Origin of the sequence: Rhodococcus sp. NPDC060084 (assembly GCF_042730335.1) — a bacterium.
In the GTDB taxonomy this organism is placed as follows: domain Bacteria; phylum Actinomycetota; class Actinomycetes; order Mycobacteriales; family Mycobacteriaceae; genus Rhodococcus.
In genome coordinates this window covers 19,275-41,530 of sequence record NZ_JBHWWX010000013.1, presented here as the reverse complement: position 1 = coordinate 41,530, position 22,256 = coordinate 19,275, and the positions used below count along the sequence as shown (strand labels likewise).

19 protein-coding genes are annotated in these 22,256 nt (G+C 67.6%); 8 read left to right on the top strand and 11 right to left on the bottom strand.

What is annotated here, in order from left to right:
* The first annotated feature begins 500 nt into the window (after window positions 1-500).
* The 6 genes from ACFWBU_RS09910 (at window position 501) to ACFWBU_RS09885 (ending at window position 7,069) form a co-directional block, all read left to right on the top strand.
* The gene (locus ACFWBU_RS09910; RefSeq protein WP_378528156.1) at window positions 501-1,244 is read left to right on the top strand and encodes an N-acetyltransferase; all 744 of its coding nucleotides are present in this window, start codon (window positions 501-503) and stop codon (window positions 1,242-1,244) included.
* Window positions 1,245-1,340: 96 nt separating this feature from the next.
* Window positions 1,341-3,017, top strand: coding sequence for a hypothetical protein (locus ACFWBU_RS09905; protein WP_378528155.1), 1,677 nt, complete (start codon window positions 1,341-1,343; stop codon window positions 3,015-3,017).
* 348 nt (window positions 3,018-3,365) lie between these two features.
* Window positions 3,366-4,019 (top strand): PhoU domain-containing protein, encoded by a 654-nt coding sequence (locus tag ACFWBU_RS09900; protein ID WP_169618883.1) that lies wholly within the window; start codon window positions 3,366-3,368, stop codon window positions 4,017-4,019.
* Window positions 4,020-4,093: 74 nt separating this feature from the next.
* Window positions 4,094-4,558: a DinB family protein gene (locus ACFWBU_RS09895; protein WP_378528154.1), complete on the top strand. Its 465-nt coding sequence runs from the start codon at window positions 4,094-4,096 to the stop codon at window positions 4,556-4,558.
* Window positions 4,555-5,772 (top strand): MalY/PatB family protein, encoded by a 1,218-nt coding sequence (locus ACFWBU_RS09890; protein ID WP_378528153.1) that lies wholly within the window; start codon window positions 4,555-4,557, stop codon window positions 5,770-5,772. Before ACFWBU_RS09895 ends, ACFWBU_RS09890 begins: the two co-directional genes overlap by 4 nt.
* A 214-nt stretch (window positions 5,773-5,986) precedes the next feature.
* Window positions 5,987-7,069 carry a GNAT family N-acetyltransferase gene (locus tag ACFWBU_RS09885; protein WP_169651448.1) on the top strand — a complete coding sequence of 361 codons (1,083 nt, stop codon included), beginning with the start codon at window positions 5,987-5,989 and terminating at the stop codon, window positions 7,067-7,069.
* Here the strand turns inward: ACFWBU_RS09885 and ACFWBU_RS09880 are convergent, their stop codons facing one another.
* From ACFWBU_RS09880 to ACFWBU_RS09860, 5 genes are read right to left on the bottom strand one after another with little or no spacing between them, the layout of a single operon-like run.
* The gene (locus tag ACFWBU_RS09880; protein WP_378528152.1) at window positions 7,070-8,155 is read right to left on the bottom strand and encodes a cellulase family glycosylhydrolase; all 1,086 of its coding nucleotides are present in this window, start codon (window positions 8,153-8,155) and stop codon (window positions 7,070-7,072) included.
* Window positions 8,156-8,187: 32 nt separating this feature from the next.
* The gene (locus tag ACFWBU_RS09875; RefSeq protein WP_296550479.1) at window positions 8,188-9,879 is read right to left on the bottom strand and encodes an oligosaccharide flippase family protein; all 1,692 of its coding nucleotides are present in this window, start codon (window positions 9,877-9,879) and stop codon (window positions 8,188-8,190) included.
* Window positions 9,880-9,891: 12 nt separating this feature from the next.
* Entirely contained in the window at window positions 9,892-10,911 is a 1,020-nt protein-coding gene (locus ACFWBU_RS09870) for a glycosyltransferase family 1 protein (RefSeq protein ID WP_240954836.1), read from the bottom strand.
* Window positions 10,857-12,254 (bottom strand): O-antigen ligase family protein, encoded by a 1,398-nt coding sequence (locus tag ACFWBU_RS09865; protein ID WP_169651446.1) that lies wholly within the window; start codon window positions 12,252-12,254, stop codon window positions 10,857-10,859. Before ACFWBU_RS09865 ends, ACFWBU_RS09870 begins: the two co-directional genes overlap by 55 nt.
* Complete coding sequence (locus tag ACFWBU_RS09860; protein ID WP_378528151.1) at window positions 12,251-13,987, bottom strand: alpha/beta hydrolase; 1,737 nt, start codon at window positions 13,985-13,987, stop codon at window positions 12,251-12,253. Before ACFWBU_RS09860 ends, ACFWBU_RS09865 begins: the two co-directional genes overlap by 4 nt.
* A 181-nt stretch (window positions 13,988-14,168) precedes the next feature.
* Between ACFWBU_RS09860 and ACFWBU_RS09855 the strand changes: the two genes are divergently transcribed.
* Entirely contained in the window at window positions 14,169-15,263 is a 1,095-nt protein-coding gene (locus tag ACFWBU_RS09855) for a glycosyltransferase (RefSeq protein ID WP_240951833.1), read from the top strand.
* A gap of 518 nt (window positions 15,264-15,781) precedes the next feature.
* Window positions 15,782-17,314, top strand: a complete 1,533-nt coding sequence (locus ACFWBU_RS09850) for a sugar transferase (RefSeq protein WP_378528150.1) — start codon at window positions 15,782-15,784, stop codon at window positions 17,312-17,314.
* A gap of 21 nt (window positions 17,315-17,335) precedes the next feature.
* Here the strand turns inward: ACFWBU_RS09850 and ACFWBU_RS09845 are convergent, their stop codons facing one another.
* From ACFWBU_RS09845 to ACFWBU_RS09820, 6 genes are all read right to left on the bottom strand, one after another.
* Window positions 17,336-17,932 carry a phosphoribosylanthranilate isomerase gene (locus ACFWBU_RS09845; protein ID WP_169618900.1) on the bottom strand — a complete coding sequence of 199 codons (597 nt, stop codon included), beginning with the start codon at window positions 17,930-17,932 and terminating at the stop codon, window positions 17,336-17,338.
* Window positions 17,933-17,995: 63 nt separating this feature from the next.
* Window positions 17,996-18,250 carry a hypothetical protein gene (locus ACFWBU_RS09840; RefSeq protein ID WP_206036410.1) on the bottom strand — a complete coding sequence of 85 codons (255 nt, stop codon included), beginning with the start codon at window positions 18,248-18,250 and terminating at the stop codon, window positions 17,996-17,998.
* Between the two features lie 98 nt (window positions 18,251-18,348).
* A complete protein-coding gene (locus tag ACFWBU_RS09835) occupies window positions 18,349-19,674 on the bottom strand; it encodes a glycosyltransferase 87 family protein (protein ID WP_378528149.1) in 1,326 nt (441 codons plus the stop codon).
* Window positions 19,675-19,714: 40 nt separating this feature from the next.
* Window positions 19,715-20,386 carry a pentapeptide repeat-containing protein gene (locus ACFWBU_RS09830; RefSeq protein WP_169618902.1) on the bottom strand — a complete coding sequence of 224 codons (672 nt, stop codon included), beginning with the start codon at window positions 20,384-20,386 and terminating at the stop codon, window positions 19,715-19,717.
* 760 nt (window positions 20,387-21,146) lie between these two features.
* Window positions 21,147-21,593 carry a hypothetical protein gene (locus ACFWBU_RS09825; RefSeq protein WP_378528148.1) on the bottom strand — a complete coding sequence of 149 codons (447 nt, stop codon included), beginning with the start codon at window positions 21,591-21,593 and terminating at the stop codon, window positions 21,147-21,149.
* Between the two features lie 96 nt (window positions 21,594-21,689).
* The gene (locus ACFWBU_RS09820) at window positions 21,690-22,214 is read right to left on the bottom strand and encodes a hypothetical protein (RefSeq protein WP_378528147.1); all 525 of its coding nucleotides are present in this window, start codon (window positions 22,212-22,214) and stop codon (window positions 21,690-21,692) included.
* Between the last annotated feature and the right edge of the window lie 42 nt (window positions 22,215-22,256).

Genomic DNA, 22,256 nt, shown 5'->3' with positions numbered 1-22,256 from the left:
CAGGCCGGTAACCCCCATCGCCGGCCTACGCAGAAGCCCCGGTCTACTCCACCAGAGTCGCCCGGGGCTTCACTCTTCCCGCCGGCATTTCCGGCATACCGAACGTCGAAACAAGTTCTGCCAGAACTGTTGTCGCGACAGCACAGCTCGGGCACGGTACCGTTTCCGGCGTACGTCGCCGACGGGACCGTCCGGCAGAGGCGGATCCGAGGCAGCAGGCCTTCGATCTGAGCGCGCCAGAGGTCGACCGCGGGACCGGGCGCGATCCCGGCGGTTCCGGGCTTCGAGTTGCCCAGCGGGGTCGTCGAGTTTCTTCGCGACCTGATCGGCACTCCTTCCTGACGTCCCCTTCCGTCGCACATCGGCGGCACCCTTCCAGGGGTGCCGCCGATGCGTGTGCGAGGTAGTGGACGATAACTTCATCTCGTACCGGTCGAACTCGGATGTGCCGAGAAGCAGGAGGATCACGAGTGACACCCGGCTCCATCTCAGGTACCACCGTGACGCTCGACGTCCTGCGCCGCGCCTACGGACGCAGTATGCGGCCGCTCACCGCTGCGGGGTCGTACCTGGACGGTGACGGATGGTGGGCCGGGATCACCGGAGCACCGGATCCCGACTACAACCTCGCGCTCGTCCACAACGGCGACGTCACCGCGCATGCGCAACACGTATACGACATCGTGACCGCAGCCGGCTTCCCGGCGATCGTGTTGCTCGCCGGACGAGGCCTCGCCGCCGCACAGGTGCTCGTCGACCGCGGCTGGGTGTGCGCGGGGGCTCTCGACCTGACGGTGTTCGTTCCGGTCCTCGCACCCGAGGACGACGCGTTGCGGGTCCTGGGGCGTGAGGACATGTCCGACGCGCGCGACCTGGCTGCGGGTGCGTTCGGGGTGTCGCCGGGGACCGCGGCGATTGCGTACGCCGACACCGTTCCGGAAGCACCCGGCCTGACGGCGACGGGCATCTTCGACGACGCTCGCTTACAGTCCTGCACACTGATTTCGGACGGCGGCGAGATCGAAACCGTGTGGTCGCTGGGGACGAGGAAGGGACGGCAGCGTCGTGGCTACGCGCGGCGTCTCGTGGATGCGGCGGCAGCCCGCACGTTCGCACTGCGTGGTCCGGTGCCGATGTGCGGTCTCACCAGCCCGCAGGTGACCCCGCTGTATGTCTCGGCCGGTGCGCAGGTGGTCGAGAACTGGCAGATGTGGTCGCGCCCTCGCTGGCTCCTCGGCGTGTAGCCGCGCGCTCCGGAGTGAGGTAACGTTCGGCCGGATTTTCGCGACCTAAAAGCGACATTTCCCCCCATACGGCAGTTCCGCGAAAGGGTCCGCGACGTGCTTGAAGGAAACATCCGCGACGCCGAGTTGCGTCGTGAACTCGGCGTCCCTCCGGCCGTCGATCTCCTCGGGCACGCTCGCGAACTGGCGCGGGTCGCGCTTCCGGCGGCCGTCGCGGCGGCGGTGGTGGCACTCGCGGTGTTCTTCGTCCGCGACAGCGGACCCGGCGTCTACGAGTCGACCGTCGTGGTGGAGATTCGCAGCAGCGCAGCGGTGTCGGGCTCGGACGCGTCGCTCGGGCAGCTGATCGCTCCCTACGTCGCGCTGTCGGAGGATTCCCGCGTGGTGGCCGCCATCGCGGCGGAGGTCGGTGAGGATCCGGCTGCGTTGTCCGGCAACATCTGGGTGGACTACGGAACGTCGCCGACACTGCTCACGGTGACGGCACGCGACGGGTCCCAGGAGGAAGCGGACCGGCTCGCTCAGGTGGTCGTTGCTGCGCTCGACCAGGCTCAGAGCACCCGGAACCGCACCGCACTCGAATCGCGCATCGCGGATCTCGACGGAATCGTCGCGGGTCTCCGTGCCGAACTCGCGGCCGGTGCCGACGACAGCACGGACGACGGCAGCCCGGACCCGGTGTTGCAGGCCGAACTGGATTCCCGCCTCGACCAGCTTCGTGCCGTGCGCTCCGGTGCCGGTGCCGAACACCTCCAGGTGCTGGCCGCGCCCGCCGGAAGCGGCACGAAGGTCTCGCCGAAACCGAAGGCAGAGGCTGCGGTCGCATTCCTGTTCACGCTGATCGTGGTCGCGGAGCTGCTGGTCGCCCTCAACGGCCGGTTCGGCAGGACCGTCACGCCGGCATGGGCGCGGCGGACTTCCCGCCGGTATCGGACGGCCCTGCAGGTCGATACCTCCGGCACCCCACGCCTGCCGCTCGACACGGTGGTGATGCTGCAGCAGCGCGCGTCGCTCGGCGAAGCGATTCTCGTTCTGAATGGTTCCGGGGTGGAGGCGGACCCGGACATCTTCGGCGACGACGCCGCCGAACGCATCATCCGGTGCGGTATGACGGAGCAATGGTGGAAGCAACTGCGTCAGGAGAAGGTCGGGCTTGCCCTGATCGTCGTCACTACGGGTAGCGAAGACCGGGCTGTAGTGGAGAACAGTCTTCGTGCGCTGGCCGAGATCGATGTCCCCACCCGGCTCGTCGTCTTGTCCGTCGACAAGCCGCCGGCACCCGAGAAGGATAAGCCGGTGGCTACCCCGACGACGCCCGAGCCGAGCAGTGTCGCCGTCTCCCCGCAACCGGGCCCGTACCCGCCGCCGCACCCGCACCGACCGCACCCGCGCTCGCAAGCGCCCGTGGATCCGCAGCGCCGGCCTCCCATGCCGGCCCCTGTGCCTGTGCCTGTGCCCGCCCGCGACCCGTCGTCCGGGCCCGTTCCGTTCGTCGATCCGGCACCGCCGACCCGGCCCATCGCGGCGCTCTCGAAGTCGCTCTTCGAGCCCCAGGAAAACACCCCTCATCCCCGCTACCGGAGCGGGGAGGGGCAGGTCGACACGCCGCAGGGGCACCCGCCGCGTGCGGAGGAGACATATGCTCCGGTGAGCGAGTCGGTCAACCGCGAGTACGCCCAGGAGATCGTCCGGAACCGAGACGACCAGGGAAATCGGCCGCCGTCCAGCGATTCGGCTCCTGCACCGGACTCCACACCCCGAGCTCCGGACTAGGCCGAGTTGTATCCTCGCGGTCTCGCTATATAGTGATGGCGGTCACTCCGGGGGTGTGGGGTGGCCTGCGAGCCGAGCAACGTCGGCACATTACCTCGAAGGACTGCCTTGACTACCCGCATCGCCGGTACAACGCATGAGCACGTCGCGACACCGGGAAGTACAGAATGGATCAAAGCTCACCTTGCGCGCATGGACGATCTCTCGCCTGCCGACACCCGGAGTGACACCGAGCGCAAAGAAGTGAATCATCAGCCTGTGTAGAACGTGGGGGGACGGGCATTCAGCTTGTGGTGGCACCCACCGCAGCAGAATGGGACTTCCGCACGCTACCGAGAGGAGTGCTGCATGAGGGAAGTGTTCAAGGGCGAACTGAACGAACTGCTCGAACGGCTGGGGGAACTCGGCGCTGTGGCCGCGGAGGGCCTCTCGTCGGCGACCGAGGCGCTGTTCCGCGGTGACCTGCTGGCGGCGCAGAGCACGCTCGACCTCGACGCCCGCCTCGACGAGCTGACCACGGACTGCGCCCATCGGGCCATGAAGATCCTCGCCTTGCAGGGGCCTGTCGCCGCGGACCTCCGACTCGTGTTCTCGGCAGTCAGGATCAGCGGTGATCTGAGCCGGATGGGGCAACTCACGCTCCACATCGCGCGCGTTGCACGCCGTCGCTTCCCGGACCTGCTCGTGCGAGGTGCCCTGCACGACGACCTCGCTGTGATGGCTGACGTCGCAGCCCGGATCGCAGCCGTGCTGCGCGATGTGTTCACTCATCTCGACCTCGAGGCGATTCAGAGTGTCCGTGCGCTCCAGCGCGAGTTGGACGCGGTGCACTCGCGGATCCTCGCCACCGTCGAAGGCAAGAACTGGGACGGTGACGTTCCGACGGCCGTGGACACCGTTCTCGTCGCGCGCTTCTACGGGCGGTTCGGAGACCAGGCCGCCGACGTGGCCGATCGGCTCATCTTCTTCGTCACCGGCGAAAGACCCGCGGAAGTCGCCTGAGTTCGCCGCGCGGATTTCCCCGAACCGTGTCATTCTCAGCTCACTCGAACATGAGGATGAACGGCGGTAGGGCGATGAAAACCGACGAGTACCTCTACTTCGTCGATCGTGCTTTCGACGGGATGCTGTCCGCGTCGACGAAGCTCGGCGACGCCGGCGCGAACACGGCACCGCCGCTGCCGGGCGCCAACTCGGTGTGGGCGATCACCTATCACTGCTGCGCGCTCGTCGAGTTCTGGGTGGGCCACATCGTCCTCGGCCGTGAGAGCAACCGCGACCGCGAGTCGGAGTTCGGTGCATCGGGCACCGTCGCGGAGTTGGCGCGGATGGTCGCCGAGCAGCGCACCCGGCTGGCCGAGGATCTCGCTGCGGTGGACCCGTCCGCCCGGCTGGCGCATGCTGTACCGGAGAAGTACCGGGGTGACGTGGTGTCGGTCGACGGGGTCCTGCTCCACGTCCTCGAAGAGCTTGCGCAGCATCACGGTCAGATCGAGATCACGCGCGATCTGCTGCTCTCCGCATCCGAGGAGGCCCGATGAGCAGGATTTCTTTCCCAGGATTCGACGACCTGGACATCGCCGAGTTGTCGGCTCGCGCGGGGGCGAAGTGGGCTCGAGCCGTCGACGAAGGCCTGTTGCCCGCGTGGGTCGCCGACATGGACTTCCCCGTTGCACCGGTCATCCGCAGTGCGCTCCACGAACAGATCGAGACCGACCTCGGCTACCCGAATTGGGTGCACGGCACTCCGCTGCGTGAAGAATTCGCGACGCGGATGCGCGACCGGTACGGATGGGAACCGGACCCGGGCTCGGTCCGCGAGCAAACGGACTTGATCCAGGCCCTGCAACTGATCCTCCACTTGAGCACGCGACGCGGTGACTCGGTCGTCGTTCAGACCCCGAACTATCCGCCGTTTCTCGCCTCCATCCGCCGGATGGGCCTGCAGCAGCTCGATTTCCCCTTCGTCGATCGGGGCGACGGGTGGGTGCTGGACATGGAAGCCTTCGAGCAGCGGGTTGCGCGCCACCGCCCCCGCGTACTGGTGCTCGTCAACCCGCACAATCCCACCGGCCGTGTTCACACCCGCGCGGAGCTCGAGCAGATCGCAGACATCGCCGAACGGTTCGACCTGCTGGTGGTCAGCGACGAAATCCACGCCGAAATAGTCTTCGAGCCCCACGTGCACATCCCGTTCGCATCACTCGGCCCGGACGCGGCGAAACGCACTGTCACGATCACATCCGCGGGAAAGTCTTTCAATCTCGCCGGGTTACGGTGCGCGGTGGTGCATTACGGATCGGAACGGCTACTGAGACGGCGTGACGCCGAACCGTTCGACCTGTACGGCGCGGTGTCCGTGCCCGGAGTGGTCGCCACGCTCGCCGCGTGGCGGCACGGTGACGCATGGCAGCGCGACCTCATGCAGGTCCTGGAACGGAATCGCAGGCACGTCGACGCCGTGCTTCGAGAAAGAATCCCCGCTGCGCGGCACCACCTCCCGGAGGGAACGTATCTCACCTGGATCGACGTCGGTCCGCTCGGATTCGATGATCCGGTCGAACGGGTGCGGGAGCGCGGCAGGATCCTCGTCGAGGGCGGGTTGCGGTTCGGCAGCGGATGCCGCAACTACGTGCGCATCAACTTCGCGACATCGGCCGAGCTTCTCGACATGATCCTCGAGGGCATCATCTCCGCGCTCGGCAGCGGAGCCGATGTACCCGCGGCACCGTTCGCGGCGCCCCGAGTCCGGTAGACGCGTCGACTCGGCCGGGAGCCGAGAGGTGTAGCTCGGTGCGGACGCCGTAACGGTGAGTCGTCCGCCTACGATCGTTCTCGGGGGGCGCGACACGGCGCGTCCCGTGCGGCCGGTTTCGCGTCGCGCACTCCCGAGAAGGAGCTGGGTACATGCGAGGCCGGCACACAGAGCACCGGCGGTCCGAGCCGGAGCGCGGACGCCGCCCCGGACAATGACCTTCGACATCGTCGAGGGCAGTGCAGTCGACGCCCTCGTCCCGGAATGGTCCGACCTCACGCGGCACGTGGGCACACGTGTCGCCGCGCGACCGTCGTACGCGCTGAACTGGCACCGGAACCTCGGGCGGGGACGACTGGCAGTGGGTACGGCACGCCGCGGTGGCCGGCTCGTGGCGGTGGCTCCGCTCCACCGGCGCAATCGACTCGGCGTACAGACCCTCCGCTTTCCGGGGCACGGCCTCGGCACGATCGGCACGTTCGTCGCAGCCGACGATCACGCTCTCGCCGAGTTGGTGGACGGGATCGCCGCAACCGGGATGTCGCTGCAACTCACCCACATCGACGTAGCGGATCCCCTGGTGGAGGTGTTGCGTACATCGCCGCTGTGGAACGTCGGCGTCGAGGTGGACGATCGATGCCTCACCATCGATCTGCCGAGCGGCGCCGGTGCGACGACGCTGCGCGGCAGTCGTACGCTCAAGACACTGCGCCGTGCCGAACGAGCACTCGAGGGTGCCGGTACACCCGCGCGAGTCGAGGTGATCCGCGATCCGGAACACCTCGAGCGACGCTGGGACGACATCGTCGCCGTCGCAGCGGCAGCCGACGAGCACACCGACCGCGACAATTTCTTCGGGCCGTCGTTCGCGGCGTTCACCAAACCTCTGCTCGAGGCCGAAGCGCGGGCGGGAACTCTGCTCGTGGTGGGCTTGGTCGTCGGAACACGGTGGTGCGCACACGAAATCATGTTCCGCACCGGCGACGTGGCCGAGATGTGGATGGCCCGCTTTCATCCCGATGTGCGCCGGTACCAACCCGGTCAGCTGTTGCAGCGATGGCTCGCCGACCATCACGACGCCCTCGGCATCGCGAGATTCGACTACATGGTCGGCGTCTCGGAATTCAAATCGCATTGGGCGAACGGCGAATACCGGGTCGGAACCGTCGTTGCCACACCCGTCCGCCGCCGCCGCGCCCGATGGATGCTCCAGCTCGCCGAGCGCGGCAGCGACTGGGTGAGGCCGGTGCGTCGCGCCGCACGCGACGTGCTCCGGCCCGCAGGTGAATCCGTCTGATCAGAGGCATCCGGGTGTCGTTGCCGCCGTGCGCATCACGTGCCAGGCGGGTTTCGGTGCAAGGGCATGGTCGACGACACCGAAATTCTGTTCGCGATCGGATTCGTCGGTGCCACGATCGACGAGGCTGTACACGAACAGCTTGTCCACGAAACCGAGGCGCCGCTGCTCGGTGATGCCGTCGCGCAGTATCTCTGCCTGCCGCTCCGCATCCACCGCATCGGTGCCGGTTCCGGTAGGAGATCCGAATTCGGTTGCCCATATCGGCTTTCCGTCGTCACCGTGCCCGATCATGATGTCGCGCATGTCGCGGATCCGGTAGAAGGAGTTCCAGCTCTTGGTCGAGGCGTCGGAGGGCAAGGCGGGGTAGCTGTACGGATGCATGCCCACCACATCGAAACTCTCCGCCACACCCAGTTCGTAGAGTTCCGAGAGGAAGGTCGTCGGAGCGATATCCGTCCCGTTGTCGGTCGCCGGGGACAATCCGCCGCTCACGACCACGGCGCCGGGCACCGCCGCACGGATACGACTCGAGGCGGACTCCAGTAGGGCCGCATACGCCACCGGGTCCGGCTGCGGTCCGAAGAACACCGCGAGGTTCGGCTCGTTCCAGATCTCCCAGTGGGAGACCCGGTCCCGGTACCGCTGCGCGACATCCGCGCCGAACCGCCCGAACTCGTCCGGATCGGCGGGCCGGCCGTGCGTATCGTCTGCGTCACCGGCGCGTGCCCACTCCGGGGTGTGGGTCAGCAATCCGAGGATCTGCAGTCCGTGCGCGCGGGCCGCATCGACGACCCGGTCGGTTCCGGACCAGTCGAATTCTCCCCGGCTCGGCTCGAGAATCGACCAGTCGAAGTCGAACCGGACCCACGCCGCACCGCTGTCCGCGGCGGCGCCGAAGTACCGGTCGAGATCCGCATCCCCGAGAGTGTCGAGCCCCGAACCCGTGGCCACACCGAGGCTGTCGGCCGACAGATCGGTGCGGCACCCGGCGGGCTCGGTACTTCCGCACGCGACTGTACCGAGCACGACCAGCACCGCCACTGCGCTCAGCAGTCGTCTCCGTAGCACCGTTCTCCGTCTCACTGTTTCTCCGTACTGCTGTGCCCGGCGCGGACTCACCGAGACTTCACGAGCCCGACGAGTCCCAGCCCACCGGTGATGGGAAGGAAATGAACACCTGCGAACACACACAGGGGAGCAACGACGGCGGTGATCGGCCACGGCACGTCGAACTGCTCGGCGAGCAGCGACGCCCATACGGTCACTGCTACACCCAGCATGGCGATGGCCGACGCCTGGGCGAACGGGAACAGCCGCCGGACCGCAACCGTCCGGGCGACCACGACCCAGATCGCCACCACCATCACCGCCTCGGTGAGGACCGTCGCGAGGGCCGCGCCCTCGAACGACATCCGGGGGATCAGCACCAGGTTCGTGGCGACGTTCGCGGCGAGCGCGGCGAGCGCGACCCAGGGGTAGACGCGGTGCCGACCGGTCGCGACGAGAACCATCAGGCCCAGTTCGGTGAGCATCGACAGTGCGCTGCCGGCCACGAGCATTCGGGACGCATCGGCACCTTCGGCGAATCGCTCCCCGTAGAGCAGCGCCAGCACACCGTCCGCGGTCGGCCAGAATGCGGCGGTCGCCGCCGCGCCGAGGACTGCGAGCAGCATCGCCGCTTCACGCGTCCGCTGCCGGAACTGCTCGCTCTGCGCCGGCCACGTCGCGACGAGCAGCGTGGTGACGGGCCCGACGACCGTGGAGGCGACCATCGACAACAGGTCGGCGAATTTGTACCCCACCGTGTAGAGGCCGACGGAGTCGAAGGTGTCCATCCGGCCGAGCATCAGCACGTCGACTTTCGACAGGACGGTGAGCAGCGCGAAACCGATCGTCAGCGGCACCGCCTCGATCAGCATTTCGCGCCAGCGCCACAACTGGGCACGCGCGGCCGGTAGCGGTCCGGCTTTGCCGGCGCGGACGCCGCGAATCTTGAGTGCGGCCGCGACGACTTCGTTGATCACCGCGGGTGCGACGACCACCAGCAGGACCGGATGCCACAGGACGGCCGCAATGGTGCAGACCAATTGCGCGAGCTGGCCGAGTGTTTCGGCCGCGGCCACCGACGCCATACGCAGACGGCTCTGGTACATCACCGACAAGGCGTTGCTGGGGGTCGCCACCACCACGACCAGCCCTGCCACGACCGTCGCCCACACCACGTCCGACGAATAGCCCAGCAGCACCACGTATCCGACCGCGAGGGCGTAGCCGATGAAGCCGAGCACCCCGCGCAGCGCGATGAATGCCGTCGTGACGTAGGAGACCTCCCACGGATTGCATTCGACGAGTTTGGCGAGCACGACGCGGCCCACGCCCAGATCCGTCACCACCGACAGCACTCCGAGCAAACCGAACACGAACGAGAACTTGCCGAAGTCGTCGGGGGCGAGCACCCGTGCCAAAATCATCGATCCGGCCCAGCCCATCGACGCGATGGCCAGACGGCTCCCGAGCATCGCCACGGTATTGCGCCGCGCCGCGCGTCCGTCCAGTTGCGGCTGTCGCGGTTCGTGCAGGGTGCCGTCGCGGTCCTCGTGGACCTTGGCGACGATCCGTTCCATCAGGACGGTTTCGGCGACGAGGTCGATGTGCAGTTGCCCCGTGTTGGTCATCGAGGGATGCGCGTAGCCCGACAGTGACGGGGAATCCCAGATCTTCGCGTGGCGACCCGAGGGAGCGAGGTCGGCGGGAATGTGGATGCTCTCGTCGTCGTCCACGTCGTCCGGACGTGAATGCCTACCCACCGGGAGTCACCTTCACAGTCGGAGGCCGGCGGTGCGGTAGGCGCCGACGGTGAGTTCCGCCGTCCGAGTCCACGTGAGGGTCGAGGCGACCTCCGGGGCGCGTCGCCTCAGTGCCTGGGCGGTGTCGAGGTCGAGGAGAGTGGCGCGCAACGCCGCCGTCCATGCCGGCACGGTGTGCTCGGTGACGAGCAGTGCCCCGTCGTCGGCGAAATCCGGCAATGCGCCGACGGCACTCGAGACGACAGCACCGCCGCACGCCATCGCTTCGAGGGGTGGGAGACCGAAGCCCTCGTAGCGCGAGGCGTATGCGACGACACTCGCGGCAGCGTAGAGGGCAGGCAGGTCCGCGGTGGCGACATAACCGAGCCCGTGGGCCCCGGACGGTGCGTCGCGCCCGGTCGAACCGGCGCCCGCGAGGACGAACGGCACGTCGAGGTTCCGGCACGCTTCGGCCACCAGCGCGACGGACTTGCGCGGTTCGACGGTGCCGACCTGCAGTACGAAGCGGTCGGGCAGTCCGTAGCGGGCGCGCACCTCGGCAACCTGGCCGGGCGACGGGGGCGTGGCCCACGGGGCCGGCGCCAGCGGGGTGACAACGGCATCGCGGCCCGACAACGCGTGGATGCGTTCGGCGGTGAACTCGGAGACGGCCACGAGGACATCGGCCCGGCGCATCGCGTCGCGCAGCAACCGGCGTTCCCCTGTCGCCCGGAACCGGCTGAACGCCCACGGTGCGTCGAAGACGGCCAGATCGTGAAACGTCGACACCGTCAGGCTGCGCTGACCGAGAGGGAGATCGACGTCGAGGCTGTGGAACAGGTCTGTGGAGGGGAGGGGCACCGCGTTCCACACGGCGCGGCGCACACCGCGTGCCACGGGGCGCCGCGAGGCAGAGACCTGTGGTGGCAACTCTGCCACCGCGTCGCGCTGAACTGTCGCGCACAACTCGGTCCCGGGGAGAAGCGCGGGCAGCGCCCTCAGCAGTTCACGGGCGTAGGTCTGGACTCCGCTGCCGGCAGGGCGGAGCGCCATGGCTCCGAACCCGATTCGGTATCCGGTCGATGAAGCTGCGAACGGTGCTGTGTGAGCGCACATCCCACGATTCCTAAGAGTAACCAGAAGTAGACGTCGAGCGGGAAGATCTCCAGATAGGTCGACACGGTGGACGCGACCGCCACCGCCACCACCGACGCACTCACACCGAGCGCGAGCGCGGCGTCCTGGCCGCGCATGATCCGCGAGGCGCGAAGGGTCGACACGGCGGCGCAGACCAGAACGAGGACGAACAACCACACTCCGATCGGTCCGAGTTCGACGGCGAGTTTGATGTAGTAGTTGTCGGGTTGGTACGGCATGAATCCGAAGGTCACCGCAGCCTGCAACGACATTTCCGAGAGCATGGGGTTGGTTTCGGAAGCGGCCTTGGCGGCGGCGGAACCGGTTGCGCCCAGTCCCTGACCGAACGGATGCACCCACAGCGAGGCAAGGGTCTCCGACCACCCGTCGCCGCGTTCACCGAGGCTCGACGACGACAAGAGCGGAGCAAGCAACGAGCCCGGTACGACGAGGAGAGCGATCGGCGCGGCGAGGGCGGCGGCACCGAATCCCAGCAGCAGCGCGCGGTGGCGGTGGACAGCGAGCCACAGCAGTGCGACCGCAAGACCGATATAACTGGCACGAACGATCGTCACGCCCATGCCCAGCAGCATGATCGGTGTCGCGCAGAGAAACAACCGGTTGCGGAGCCGGGTGGGATCGGCGAGGGCGATCGCGCCGCCGACGACGAGGCTGATCATCACGAACAACCCGAATGCGAACGGGGTCGTGAAGGTGCTGAAGCTACGGAGGATCCCGCCTGTGGTGCGGAGATGGTCGTCCCAGCGGTATCCGAGTGCCGCGAGACGCTCACCACCGATCACCTGCTGCGCCAATCCGACGACCGCTGTGAACACCCCCATGCCCATCAGGATCGTGACGAAGGTGTCGCGGTCGCGGGCGTCGAACGGTGCGCGCCACAGGATCACGGGAATGATGAGATAGAAGAAGGTGATCTTCAGCGGGGTAACGGCTCCCGGTCCCGACACGAGTATCGCCGACACGACACCCAGGACCACCCATGCCGCCACTGCCGGCCACCACGGAAACGCCGGCGCGGGAGTGCGTCTGCGGTAAGGGCTGACGAAGGTCGCCGCCAGGGTCAGCAGGAGGACCCCCTCTTTCCAGGGGGACAGCGCCGAACCGCCGGGCACGATCACGAGCAACCCGTGCAGAGGTGTGAGCGCGGCGATGAGAAGCAGTCCACGCTGCGGCCGCCGATAGAGAGCAAAACCCAGTGCGGCCGCGCACGGCAGCGCCAGGACGAGCAAGGCCGTCATGACACGCCCGGCTCGGCAACGGGTTCGCGTACCGGGTCGGTCCGGCCGAACGACGAGAGCACGGCCGCGGTGATCTCGGCGCGAAGGAACTCGCGCCCGTCACGCTGGTACGCGCCGTGGTCCCCGGTCACACCGGCGCGGATGCGTCCCGTGAATCCTCGTCGCTCGACTCGCCGCAGTCCTTCGTCGCCCCGCTGGTAGCGGAACGACGCGTAGTCCTGTGCGGAGAGCACGACGGTGACATCGACACCTGCGCGGCGCAGCGCTTCGAGGATCACCTCGGGGACCTGGGTGACGCCGAGCCGGCCCAGCAATCGCCATGCGGGGTAAGGCAAATGCTTCTGTGCGAACGGTTTGATGCGCGCGCGCAACGGAACCGAGGCGGGTCCCGGCTCGCGATCTCCGCCGCCGGGTGCAGCGGGTACCGGCGGGCGAAGCTGTTCACGCAGAGACTTACGCCGGTGGGTGGACCACAGGATCATGTTCACCAGGACCACTGCGCGGGTGCGTAACCGGAGAGCGACGTACGAGGAGTACCACGCACCGGAGCACAGTCCCGTCACGATCAGGTCGCCCGGTTCGGTCCCCAGCGCAGTGGCGGCGTCGATCGCGTCCCGGTCGGACACCTCGGAGTAGAGCGACGCGGGCCGGCCGGCGTCCACGGTTCCGGTGTCACCGACCCCGGTGCGGTCGAAACGGACGGAGGAGACGCCGTGCGCGGCCAGGCTGCGGGCGAGTTCCACCCAGAGCCGGCTCGGGCCGATGCGGTGCTCGTAGGCGGTCCCGAAGAACAGCACGGTGGGTCGGTGATCGTCGCTGCCCGCCGATTCGACCGCATGGGTCCGCACCGCGAACAGCGCATTGGGTCCGAGCGATTCCACCGATTCGTAGACGGGAGAGCCGTCGGTCGTGGTGGCCACCGCCGCGCGATGCCGGAGCGACAGCACCACTTCGTGGGTGTCGGTGGGCGACCCTCCGGCGATCCAGTCGGCGATCTCCCGGATACCGCCGAACGGGATGTCGGCGTACAGAGCTGCGGGGGCGGTGAACGCCTCGTGGTCGACGAGGGGCAGTTCGTCGCACACCAGCGCGTCGGCGAGCGCGGACAGTGCCGGGGTGTCGCGCGCCGCGGGGCGCGTCGCGAGCATGGTCCTGATGCCGGTGAACACACTCGCGTCGATGCGCAGCGTGCTCAGCGCGTGCGCGGCGTCGGGGGAGAGGGCCCCGCCGATGATCGAGATGCGGGGATCGGCCGGATCGTCGGTCCCCTGGGTTACCCGGTACAGGGCGCGTTGTTCGCGCAGGGCGCTGCGGCCGGAAAGGAGGGGATCCCACAGCACCACGGCGTCGACCGGTCCGCAGCCGGGAAGCGCGGTGGCCGCGAGAAGTGCTCCGGCGCGCAGACCGACCACGGTGATGTGCGCTGCTTCGCATGCGCGCGCGAGTGCGGTCGCCGCAACGACGCTGCGCTGCCAGGCCGCTACCGCGTCAGGGGAATCCTGGTCGCCCGACGAGTCACCGGCACCGGAATAGTCGAACCGCACCGACGTCAGGCCGCGGTCCGCGAGCTGCTCGGCGAGTGCTTTCATGCCGCGGTAGGTGTCGAGGTGTTCCTTGCCCAGCGGTGGACAGAGCACCACGGCGCCGCGGGACCGGCCGTCGTCGGGAACGTGAATGTGCGCGAGGAGTGGTGCGTCGGCGGGCCCGAACCACGACGAGTGCTGCACGCCCACGTTCGAACCTCCAGATCATGCGGGTGACCCAAGGCGGCGGACGGCGCACCACGCGCCACCTCTTGAATCGGGTTGTTGCTACGACACATTCGAATCGGGCCGTCGACACCCGGCGGTACCGGTGCGCAACCTGTGCCATAAACTACCGTGCCCTACTGCTCGGGCGTTCGGAGGGATGGTCATGCCGGGAGTGCTCGTGCACGAGTGGATCGCACGTGACGGCGGTTCGGAGAAGGTGCTCGACGAGTTCGTGCGGTGCTATCCCGATGCCGACGTCCTCTGTTTGTGGGACGACGCCGAGCGTTACCCGACGCGGACGGTGCGCGAGAGCGGACTTGCGCGCACCCCCCTGCGGCGCCACAAGGCGCTCGCGCTCCCCGCGATGCCCTACGTGTGGCGGCGGAGGACCGGGGACTACGACTTCGCGCTGGTCAGTTCGCATTGCTTCGCCCACCACGTGTCGTTCCGCGGTGCCGCACGCGACTTCCGCAAGTTCGTCTACGTGCACACCCCCGCCCGCTACCTGTGGAACCCCGAACTCGACGATCGAGGTGCGTCGACGGCGGTCAAACTGGCATCGCCGCCGCTCCGGCGTCTCGACCGCCGGCGGGCGGCAGAAGGGGCACAGTTCGCTGCGAACAGCGATTTCGTTCGACGCCGGGTGGAACGGGCCTGGGGCGTGGAGGCCCGCGTGATCTTTCCTCCGGTCGACACGACACGGATCTCGTCGGTCCCGGAGTGGAGTGCGGAACTCTCGGAGCCGGAATCGGCGCTCCTCGAGAGCCTTCCGGACACGTTCGTCCTCGGGGCGTCGAGGTTCGTTCCGTACAAGCGGCTGGACTGGGTCATCCGTGCCGCTGATCTCGCGGGTCTGCCCGTCGTCGTCGCGGGGTCGGGTCCGGAGGAAGCGCGGCTGCGGAAGCTGGCCGACGAGGCCCGTGTGCCCGTGCGTGTGCTTGCGCGTCCGTCGGACGAGATGCTGTACGCCCTGTATCAGCGCGCGCATGTCTACGTCTTTCCCGCGATCGAGGACTTCGGGATCATGCCGGTCGAAGCGCGCGCTGCCGGCGCGCGGGTGATCGTCAACGAACTCGGCGGAGCTGGGGAGACCGTGGTGGAAGGGGTGGACGGCTTGCACTTTCGGGACGATTCCGTGGAGTCGCTCGCGGAGTGCATCGCGGCCGTCGACACGGTTCCCCGACGGGGCCGGAATTCGGTGGCGGAGTTGTCGTCGGAGAGATTCCGTGCGGACATCCGGAACTGGGTCTCCTCGTGAGCCGGAAACGGTGACGTACGACGGCTCCCGCCCTCGCTGAGTCGATCTTGTCTCGCTTCGTGCCCTGAGGTAGGTTCCACGCGGGTCGCGGGCCTGTTCGATGGGGGACAAGTGGGGGTTCGGCATGCACTTCGGTACGACGGTTGGCCTTCTTGTGGACCCGCTCCGGATGTTGGCGTCGCCCGAATCCTCTGCGCCCCTGGCACCGGAACGGCTGTAGGGTCGCCGGCCGTTCTACGGACGGAACCGGGTGTCGCCGCGGTTACGAGGGCCGAAACACGCCGCACGTGCACTCAACGGATCGCACGCTTCCGGACGGTGCTGTCACCCCGCGGCCGGACATTCTCGCACGGACAGGCTTCCGTTCCGGTGTGACCTAGAGCACTGAAACACTTCTCGGCAGGAAAACGGTAATAGCGGCATAACGGTCATAGCAGTCGGGCAGGGCGAAACGGTCGGGACCGACCGAGCCGTCACACGGTCGGGGGGCGAGGGGTAAGCCGAAGCATGGGGCGTAAATGAGCATCGAAGCCGGGCGAGCGCGAAGACTGCGCGCCCTACCCGCCCCGAGCCCGGACACGACGCGGGAATCCACCGAGAGGCACGGCACCCGCAGGCAATGGCAGACCATCCATACCCGGCTGTTGTGCCTGACCGACGCCGCAGTCGTGTGTGCGGTTCTTGCACTTGCACAGTGGGTTCGGTTCGCTTTCGGTGAAGTTCCGGAGGCCGGTGTTCCGAGCTCGATGCTGCTGGCGGTCGCCGTTGCCGGCTGCTGGCTCGCCGCGTTGTCGCTGGCTCGCACCCGCAAACCCACGGTAATCGGCAGGGGCGAAGAGGAATACCGTCTGGTCACCAGGGCGACGCTCCAGTGTTTCGGATTCATCGCGATCCTGTCGTTCCTGATCGAGTCGTTCGTGATCGACCTCGACGCGGTCCGCATCTATCTCGGAGTCGCCCTGCCCCTCGGGCTGGCCGGCCTTCTCCTCGGGCGGCATCGGTGGCGCCGGGAGATCGGCCGCAGGCGTGAACGCGGCGAGTTCCGCACCTCGGTACTCGTGATCGGCGGTGACCAGGCGGTCAAGGCGATGGTCGAATCCTTCACTCGTGACGCCGATTCCGGTTACCGGGTGGTGGGAGTGTGCACCCCGGGATACACCGGTGAGCAGATCCGGACGCTCACCGCGGGCGGGCTCGACATTCCGGTCCTCGGTGGCGAGAAGGATGTGCTGCACGCCGTCAAGCTCACGGGCGCAGACACCGTGGCGGTGGCCACGAATGCGCAGTGGGGCAATTCCGATCTCGCAGACCTCGCGTGGGACCTCGAGCCGTACCGGGTGGACCTTGTGGTCGCGCCGGGTGTCACCGAGATCGCGTCACCCCGGCTGTCGATGTACCCGGTGGGCGGTCTCCCTCTCGTCCACGTCGAGGAACCCCAGTACCGCGGGTCCAACCGGATGGCCAAGACCGTCTTCGACCTCGTGAGCGCGACTCTCGCTCTCCTCGCCTTCGCACCCGTCATGCTGTGTGTCGCGGCTCTGATCAAAGTTCAGGATCGGGGGCCCGTCTTTTATCGCCAGGAACGCGTCGGGCTGAACGGAGCGACCTTCCGCATGTGGAAGTTCCGGTCCATGGTGACGGACGCGGACACGATGATCGATGAGATGCGACGCGAAACGGACAGCAGTCGCTCGGTGTTCTACAAGTCGTCGTCCGACCCGCGGATCACCCCGGTCGGACGGTTCATTCGCCGAACCAGCATCGACGAACTGCCGCAGTTGTTCAACGTTCTGACGCGCGATATGAGTCTGGTCGGTCCGCGCCCCCTCACGGTGGGGGAAGGACGGGAGATTCCGCGCTTCGTCGACCGCCGAATGCTGGTGCGCCCGGGCATGACCGGGCTGTGGCAGGTGTCGGGACGGTCGAATCTCTCGGAGGCCGACCGTGTTCGGCTCGACCTGTTCTATGTGGCGAACTGGTCGATGGTGCAGGATCTGCTGATCGTCGCGAAGACGGTGCGCGCTGTCCTCGCGAGCGTCGGCGCCTACTGAGGCGCGTTTCGGCCCGCCGGCTCAGGCTCCTCGCACCGCGTGTGCGAACGCCGTCATCAACTCCGCACTCTTGATCCCGCGACCGGACTCGATGCCGCTCGAGACGTCGACGCCCCAGGCTCCCGACGTGGCGACCGCTCGCGCCACATTGTCCGGGGTCAAGCCGCCGGCGAGGATCCAGCGCCCGTCGGGGACAGCGCTGCGATCCTGCCAGTCCCACGTGACCCCGGCGCCCGCAACCGCACCGTCGACGAGCAGCAGATCGGCGCCCAAATCCTCGGACACCGACGCGGCGCCGCTCTTGTTCACCGCACGGACGACAGTCAGTCCCGCCTCGTGGAGCACCCGGACGTCGTCCGCCGAACGCAAGTCGTGCACCTGGACGTGGTCGAGGCCGGCCGCACGGGCTGTCGCGACGATCTCGTCGAGAGCCATCTTCACGTAGACCCCCACCGCGAGTGTTCCGTCGGGCACCCGCGACCGCAGTCGCGTCGCCTCTTCGGCAGACACCCGGCGCGGACTGTCGGCGAAGACGAAGCCCACCGCGTCGACACCCAGTTCGACGGCCAGGTCGACCGTGGCCTCGTCTCGAAGCCCGCACATCTTGATGAACGTCATCGCCTGCCTTCCGTCCTCATTCCCTACGAGGATATGGGTACGGCAGGGAGGCTTTTCGACCCGCTATGCGGCGAGGGAGAGGGCGACGCTGGCGCACCCGGGGCACAGCGCGGTGGGGTCCACGACCCAGCCGTTGGCGCGGGCTGCGAGCGCGGCGACGGTGTAGGTGTGTGCGACAGTCCGGTAGGAGTGGTCACATCGCTCGCACCGGAACGACCAGCGCTGGGCACCGAAATGCTCGGTGCCGCGTGTTGCGACGTCCTGCGTGGCGATGCCCTGCGTCGGGGTGACCATCCGAAGATCTGCCTTCTGGCGCACAGGTCTGCACCTTTCTCCTTCTGCGCGTCCCGCGCGGTGCGGACGCAACTTCCCACCGTCAGGTACCCGTTTCGGTGCCGGAAAACGTGAGATCTGCGTCACACGCCTGGTGTGTCGTCGGGTGGGGAGAGCGTTCCCACCCGTGGGGCCGGGTCGGAAGCTGCGCCCGGAAGACGCCCGAGTTCGGCACCGGACGCGGTGTCCTGACGCACTGTGTCCTGACGCAGCTGTGCGAGCCAGATCAGGAAGCCGACGCCGATCATCACGTACGCGCCGCCTACCAGGTGTTGCGGCAGCGCCCACTCGAGTTCGCGTCCGTCGCCCGCCGGCAGCAGGTGGTGCGGCCCGATGAGGAAGACCGCACCGATGGCGACAGCAACGGCGACGTTGCGCCGGCTGGGTGCACGCAGCACCTCGAGTGTCAGCACCATCAGTGCCGGAGCGACCCAGACCCAGTGGTGCGACCACGAGACCGGCGAGGCGAGCAGCACCGCCGTCGCGGTGGCGAGCAGCGCCGTCACGAGGTCTCCGCGCGACAGGGCGAGGCGGATTGCGACGACGGCGACAACCAGCATGACGGCGACGGCACCGAGCCACAGCGCCGACTCGAGCGGGTCGGGCGGAGCGAACCGCGAGACGACGGCCTTGAAGGATTCGTTGGCCGCGTAGTACGCCGAGCCGATTCGCCCGGTGTCCGGAAGCGTGTGCAACCAGTACCGCGTGGACGCCTCGGGCAGGAGGACGAACGCCGCCGCAGAGAAACCGAGTGCGGAGACGACGATGCGTGCGCTGGTCCGCCAATCGCGCGCGAGCAGGAACAACAGCAGGAAACCCGCGGGTGTCAGCTTGATGGCGGCGGCAAGACCGATCAGCACACCCCGGGGCCATTTGGGTTTGGAGGCGAGTACGTCGACGGTCACCAAGGCCATGAGCACCAAGTTGATCTGGCCGAAGCTGATGGTTTCGCGGACCGGTTCGAGTTGGAGTGCGACGGCGACGGTGACCGCAGTGACGACCCAGGATGTGCGGTTCTCCAGGTCGGGACGCACACGTCCGAGCACCATGCGCACCGTCACCACGAGTGCTGCGACGGACACCGCGGTGAACACGAACTTGGAGAGTGTGACGGGGATCAGTGCGAGCGGTACGAAGAGGATCGCGGAGAGCGGGGGGTAGGTGAACGGCAGTCCGAAGTCGTCGACGACCGGAGGGATCGCACCGTAGAGGTCTCCGCCGTCGAGCAGCACGTGTGCGCCCATGCGGTAGACCAGCAGGTCGATGTAGTCGTTACCGACCAGAAAGGCGATCGTCGCGGCGATCGAGAGACCGAAGATCACCGCGATCGCGGTGGTGTGTGCGCGGAGGTCGAGGGAGAGTTCGGTCGATGGGCGGTCGTCGTCTCGCTTCAGCCATAAATGTCGCACTCGATGACTTTACTGATCTTTCCTCGATCTTCGGGCAACCTCAGCTGTCGATCCGGATTCCGAGGTGTGCGGCGAACATGCCTGCGAGTGCGACGGCCTGATGGCCGCTGATGGTCGATCCCCTCAATCCGTCCAGATTTCTGATCACTCCGATCTCCGCGCCCCGGAAGTCGACGTGCGCGAGAGTGGCGCGGTTCACATCGAGGTCGCCGATTCGGCTGTCTTCGAACGCCACCCGCGTGAGGTTCGCTTCGGCGAGGTCGAGTTCGTCGATGATGCATCCCCGGAACAGCACGTCACGCAGGTTCCCTGCGCGCAGGTTGATCAGGCTGATCTTCGAATCGGTCACCACCACCGAGCGCAGTCCGGAGTCGTACAGGTCGAGCGCGCCGATCCGGCTGCCGACGATCCGCACGTTGTGCAGGGTGCTGCGGGAAGCGGAGAACTTCGGTGCGTGCATCCGCTCGATGCGGGTGTCGACCATTCGTGCGCTCGTGAAGTCCGTGCCGTCGACGGACACCCCGGTGAGCTCGCACTCGGACAGCGTCACACCCGCGAGATCGAGTCCGGACAGGTCGACGTCCGAATACCGCATTCGCTCGACGGTGGTGTGCGCCGCCAGGTCGCCGGCGTCCCCGTCGTCGAGTTCGACCGGCCGACGTCCGTCGATCTTCGGGGGCTTGGTGGTGGTCCGGGAGGCGCGAGTGGTCATGCGACCAGTGTCGCCCGTACGGGTGCCGCGCAGATCCGGACCCTCCGCGTGATCGGGCGACCGCAATCTGATCCTTCCCCGCCGGAGGGGTCGAACAGGTCATGCATTCGAACATATGATCGAACGGTGAAGCTGTATCGAATCCCGTCCGGCTGGGCCGAACCTGCTCCCGCGCGCTGCCCCAACGGGCATCGGCTGGGACCGAACCGGACGCTGGTGGGATCGCAGGTATGCGACTGCGGCGTGATGCACCGGACACATGCGTGCCGCGTGTGCGACGCCGTGGTCTACAGCCCGCCGCTCGGGGACCGCTGTCGTGCGCGTGCATTCGACGAGCGGTGATCAGTGAATCCTGACACAAGCGTGGACAAAGAGATTTATCGTGGGCGCGGGAGGAAGTGAAGTAGGCAGTTGTAGCGCGAGGGGTATCGCAACCGCGGGAGCGGGTGCGGTATTGCTACCGGTCACGCCGGACGCCGTCGCTGCGGAACCCGGCGGGGCGGGTCGAGTGCCCGTCGGAGTAGCTGTGAACCCAGGAGTGACGGGAGCAGGGAAGCCCCGCCAGCGAAATGAGGGGGAGGAGCCGGCGGGGCCCTGCGCTGTATCTCCATGTGTGTCGGGGAGGACTTCTGGAGACACGGCCACCTGAATGTGGCCGTCGGGGAGTTTAGGTCAGGTGCGCGCACCCGGTCCAGCATCGAGACGAAACCGATACCCAAATCGGTTGCGGGGATGTGGATCGCAGGGTCGGCAGCCTCGCCTAGTGCTGATTCCGAGGTCCGCGCGCGCGTACGTTCACGTCGTGCTGCCCGGGCAGGATCTGCTGCGGCATCGCGCGTGTCTCGTCGACGTGGATGCTGCGGGGCGCCGGTCGTGCCCGGCGCTCGCGTCTGCGCCGGTTGCGGGCGGTCGCCCGGAACCCCCAGGCCGAAATGCCGAGTGCCGCCGCGGAAAGCAGGTCCGCTTCGGTGAGCCCGTGGTCGGGGGTGACGGAGTACAGCACCCGGCCTTCCAGCATTCCGTTCATGAGGAACCAGAGTGCGGCGGCTACGGCAGCGGCAAGGCTCGAGAGGGCGTGCGGCCTCGCCAGGCACCATGTCGATGCCGCGAACAGCGAGCACATGGCGACGAGCGAGTAGAACAGGGCGTGCTGCATGGGCTCCCTCTCGTTGCCGGCGGCGGTGCCCCACTGTACTGGGGAGGGCATCTGCCGATGCAACGACGGCGTGTCGGCGCTATGCCGGCAGCAACCGGAATGGCGCCGACCGCCGAGTCGTTCGGGCAGCGACGGTGATTCGCTGCGTCAGCAGCCCGGTACGGCGCTGCCGTCTCCCTGGATGGCCAGCAGCGCGCAGAACGTCGCGGCACTGACCTTCCACGTGCCATCCTCCTCGATCGCCTCGCCGGACTGATCGGGAAGTACGGGGGCACCGTTCATGAGCAACGTCCACGAGACCGTGGCGGTGCCGTCATCCGCGACCGTCACACCCTCGACGGTTGCTGCCGTCGCGGAGGCCTGGGGGTCGGTGGTCATGCCCTCGAGGGCGGGAAGGAAGTTCTCGCCGTTCTCCACCACGCCGGCGCGCGTGGCCGCCGGGGTCGTCCCGTCGAAGAAGGTGACATAGGACGCGGTCACCGCCTCCGTGGTGGCAGTGTCGGCCGAGGCTGCTTCCGCAGTTGCAGTGGTAGTGGTGGCGACGCTGGACGTGGTGGAGGTGTCGTCGCCGGACGTGTCTTCGCTGGAATCGCTGCAGCCTGTGACGACTGCGGCGGCGACGACCATCGAACCGCAGACGGCGAGCGCACGACGGGTGATCGAGACGCGCATATGAGTCCTCTCCGGGTGCCGGACGTTTTCCGTCACCCTGTT

Bases quoted from the DNA above. Each gene is read 5' to 3' on its own strand.
- ACFWBU_RS09900 (WP_169618883.1), top strand. From the start codon at position 3,366: ATGAGGGAAGTGTTCAAGGGCGAACTGAACGAACTGCTCGAACGGCTG.
- ACFWBU_RS09895 (WP_378528154.1), top strand. From the start codon at position 4,094: ATGAAAACCGACGAGTACCTCTACTTCGTCGATCGTGCTTTCGACGGG.
- ACFWBU_RS09890 (WP_378528153.1), top strand. From the start codon at position 4,555: ATGAGCAGGATTTCTTTCCCAGGATTCGACGACCTGGACATCGCCGAG.
- ACFWBU_RS09885 (WP_169651448.1), top strand. From the start codon at position 5,987: ATGACCTTCGACATCGTCGAGGGCAGTGCAGTCGACGCCCTCGTCCCG.
- ACFWBU_RS09870 (WP_240954836.1), bottom strand. From the start codon at position 10,911: ATGGCGCTCCGCCCTGCCGGCAGCGGAGTCCAGACCTACGCCCGTGAA.
- ACFWBU_RS09865 (WP_169651446.1), bottom strand. From the start codon at position 12,254: ATGACGGCCTTGCTCGTCCTGGCGCTGCCGTGCGCGGCCGCACTGGGT.
- ACFWBU_RS09855 (WP_240951833.1), top strand. From the start codon at position 14,169: ATGCCGGGAGTGCTCGTGCACGAGTGGATCGCACGTGACGGCGGTTCG.
- ACFWBU_RS09850 (WP_378528150.1), top strand. From the start codon at position 15,782: ATGAGCATCGAAGCCGGGCGAGCGCGAAGACTGCGCGCCCTACCCGCC.
- ACFWBU_RS09845 (WP_169618900.1), bottom strand. From the start codon at position 17,932: ATGACGTTCATCAAGATGTGCGGGCTTCGAGACGAGGCCACGGTCGAC.
- ACFWBU_RS09830 (WP_169618902.1), bottom strand. From the start codon at position 20,386: ATGACCACTCGCGCCTCCCGGACCACCACCAAGCCCCCGAAGATCGAC.
- ACFWBU_RS09825 (WP_378528148.1), bottom strand. From the start codon at position 21,593: ATGCCCTCCCCAGTACAGTGGGGCACCGCCGCCGGCAACGAGAGGGAG.
- ACFWBU_RS09820 (WP_378528147.1), bottom strand. From the start codon at position 22,214: ATGCGCGTCTCGATCACCCGTCGTGCGCTCGCCGTCTGCGGTTCGATG.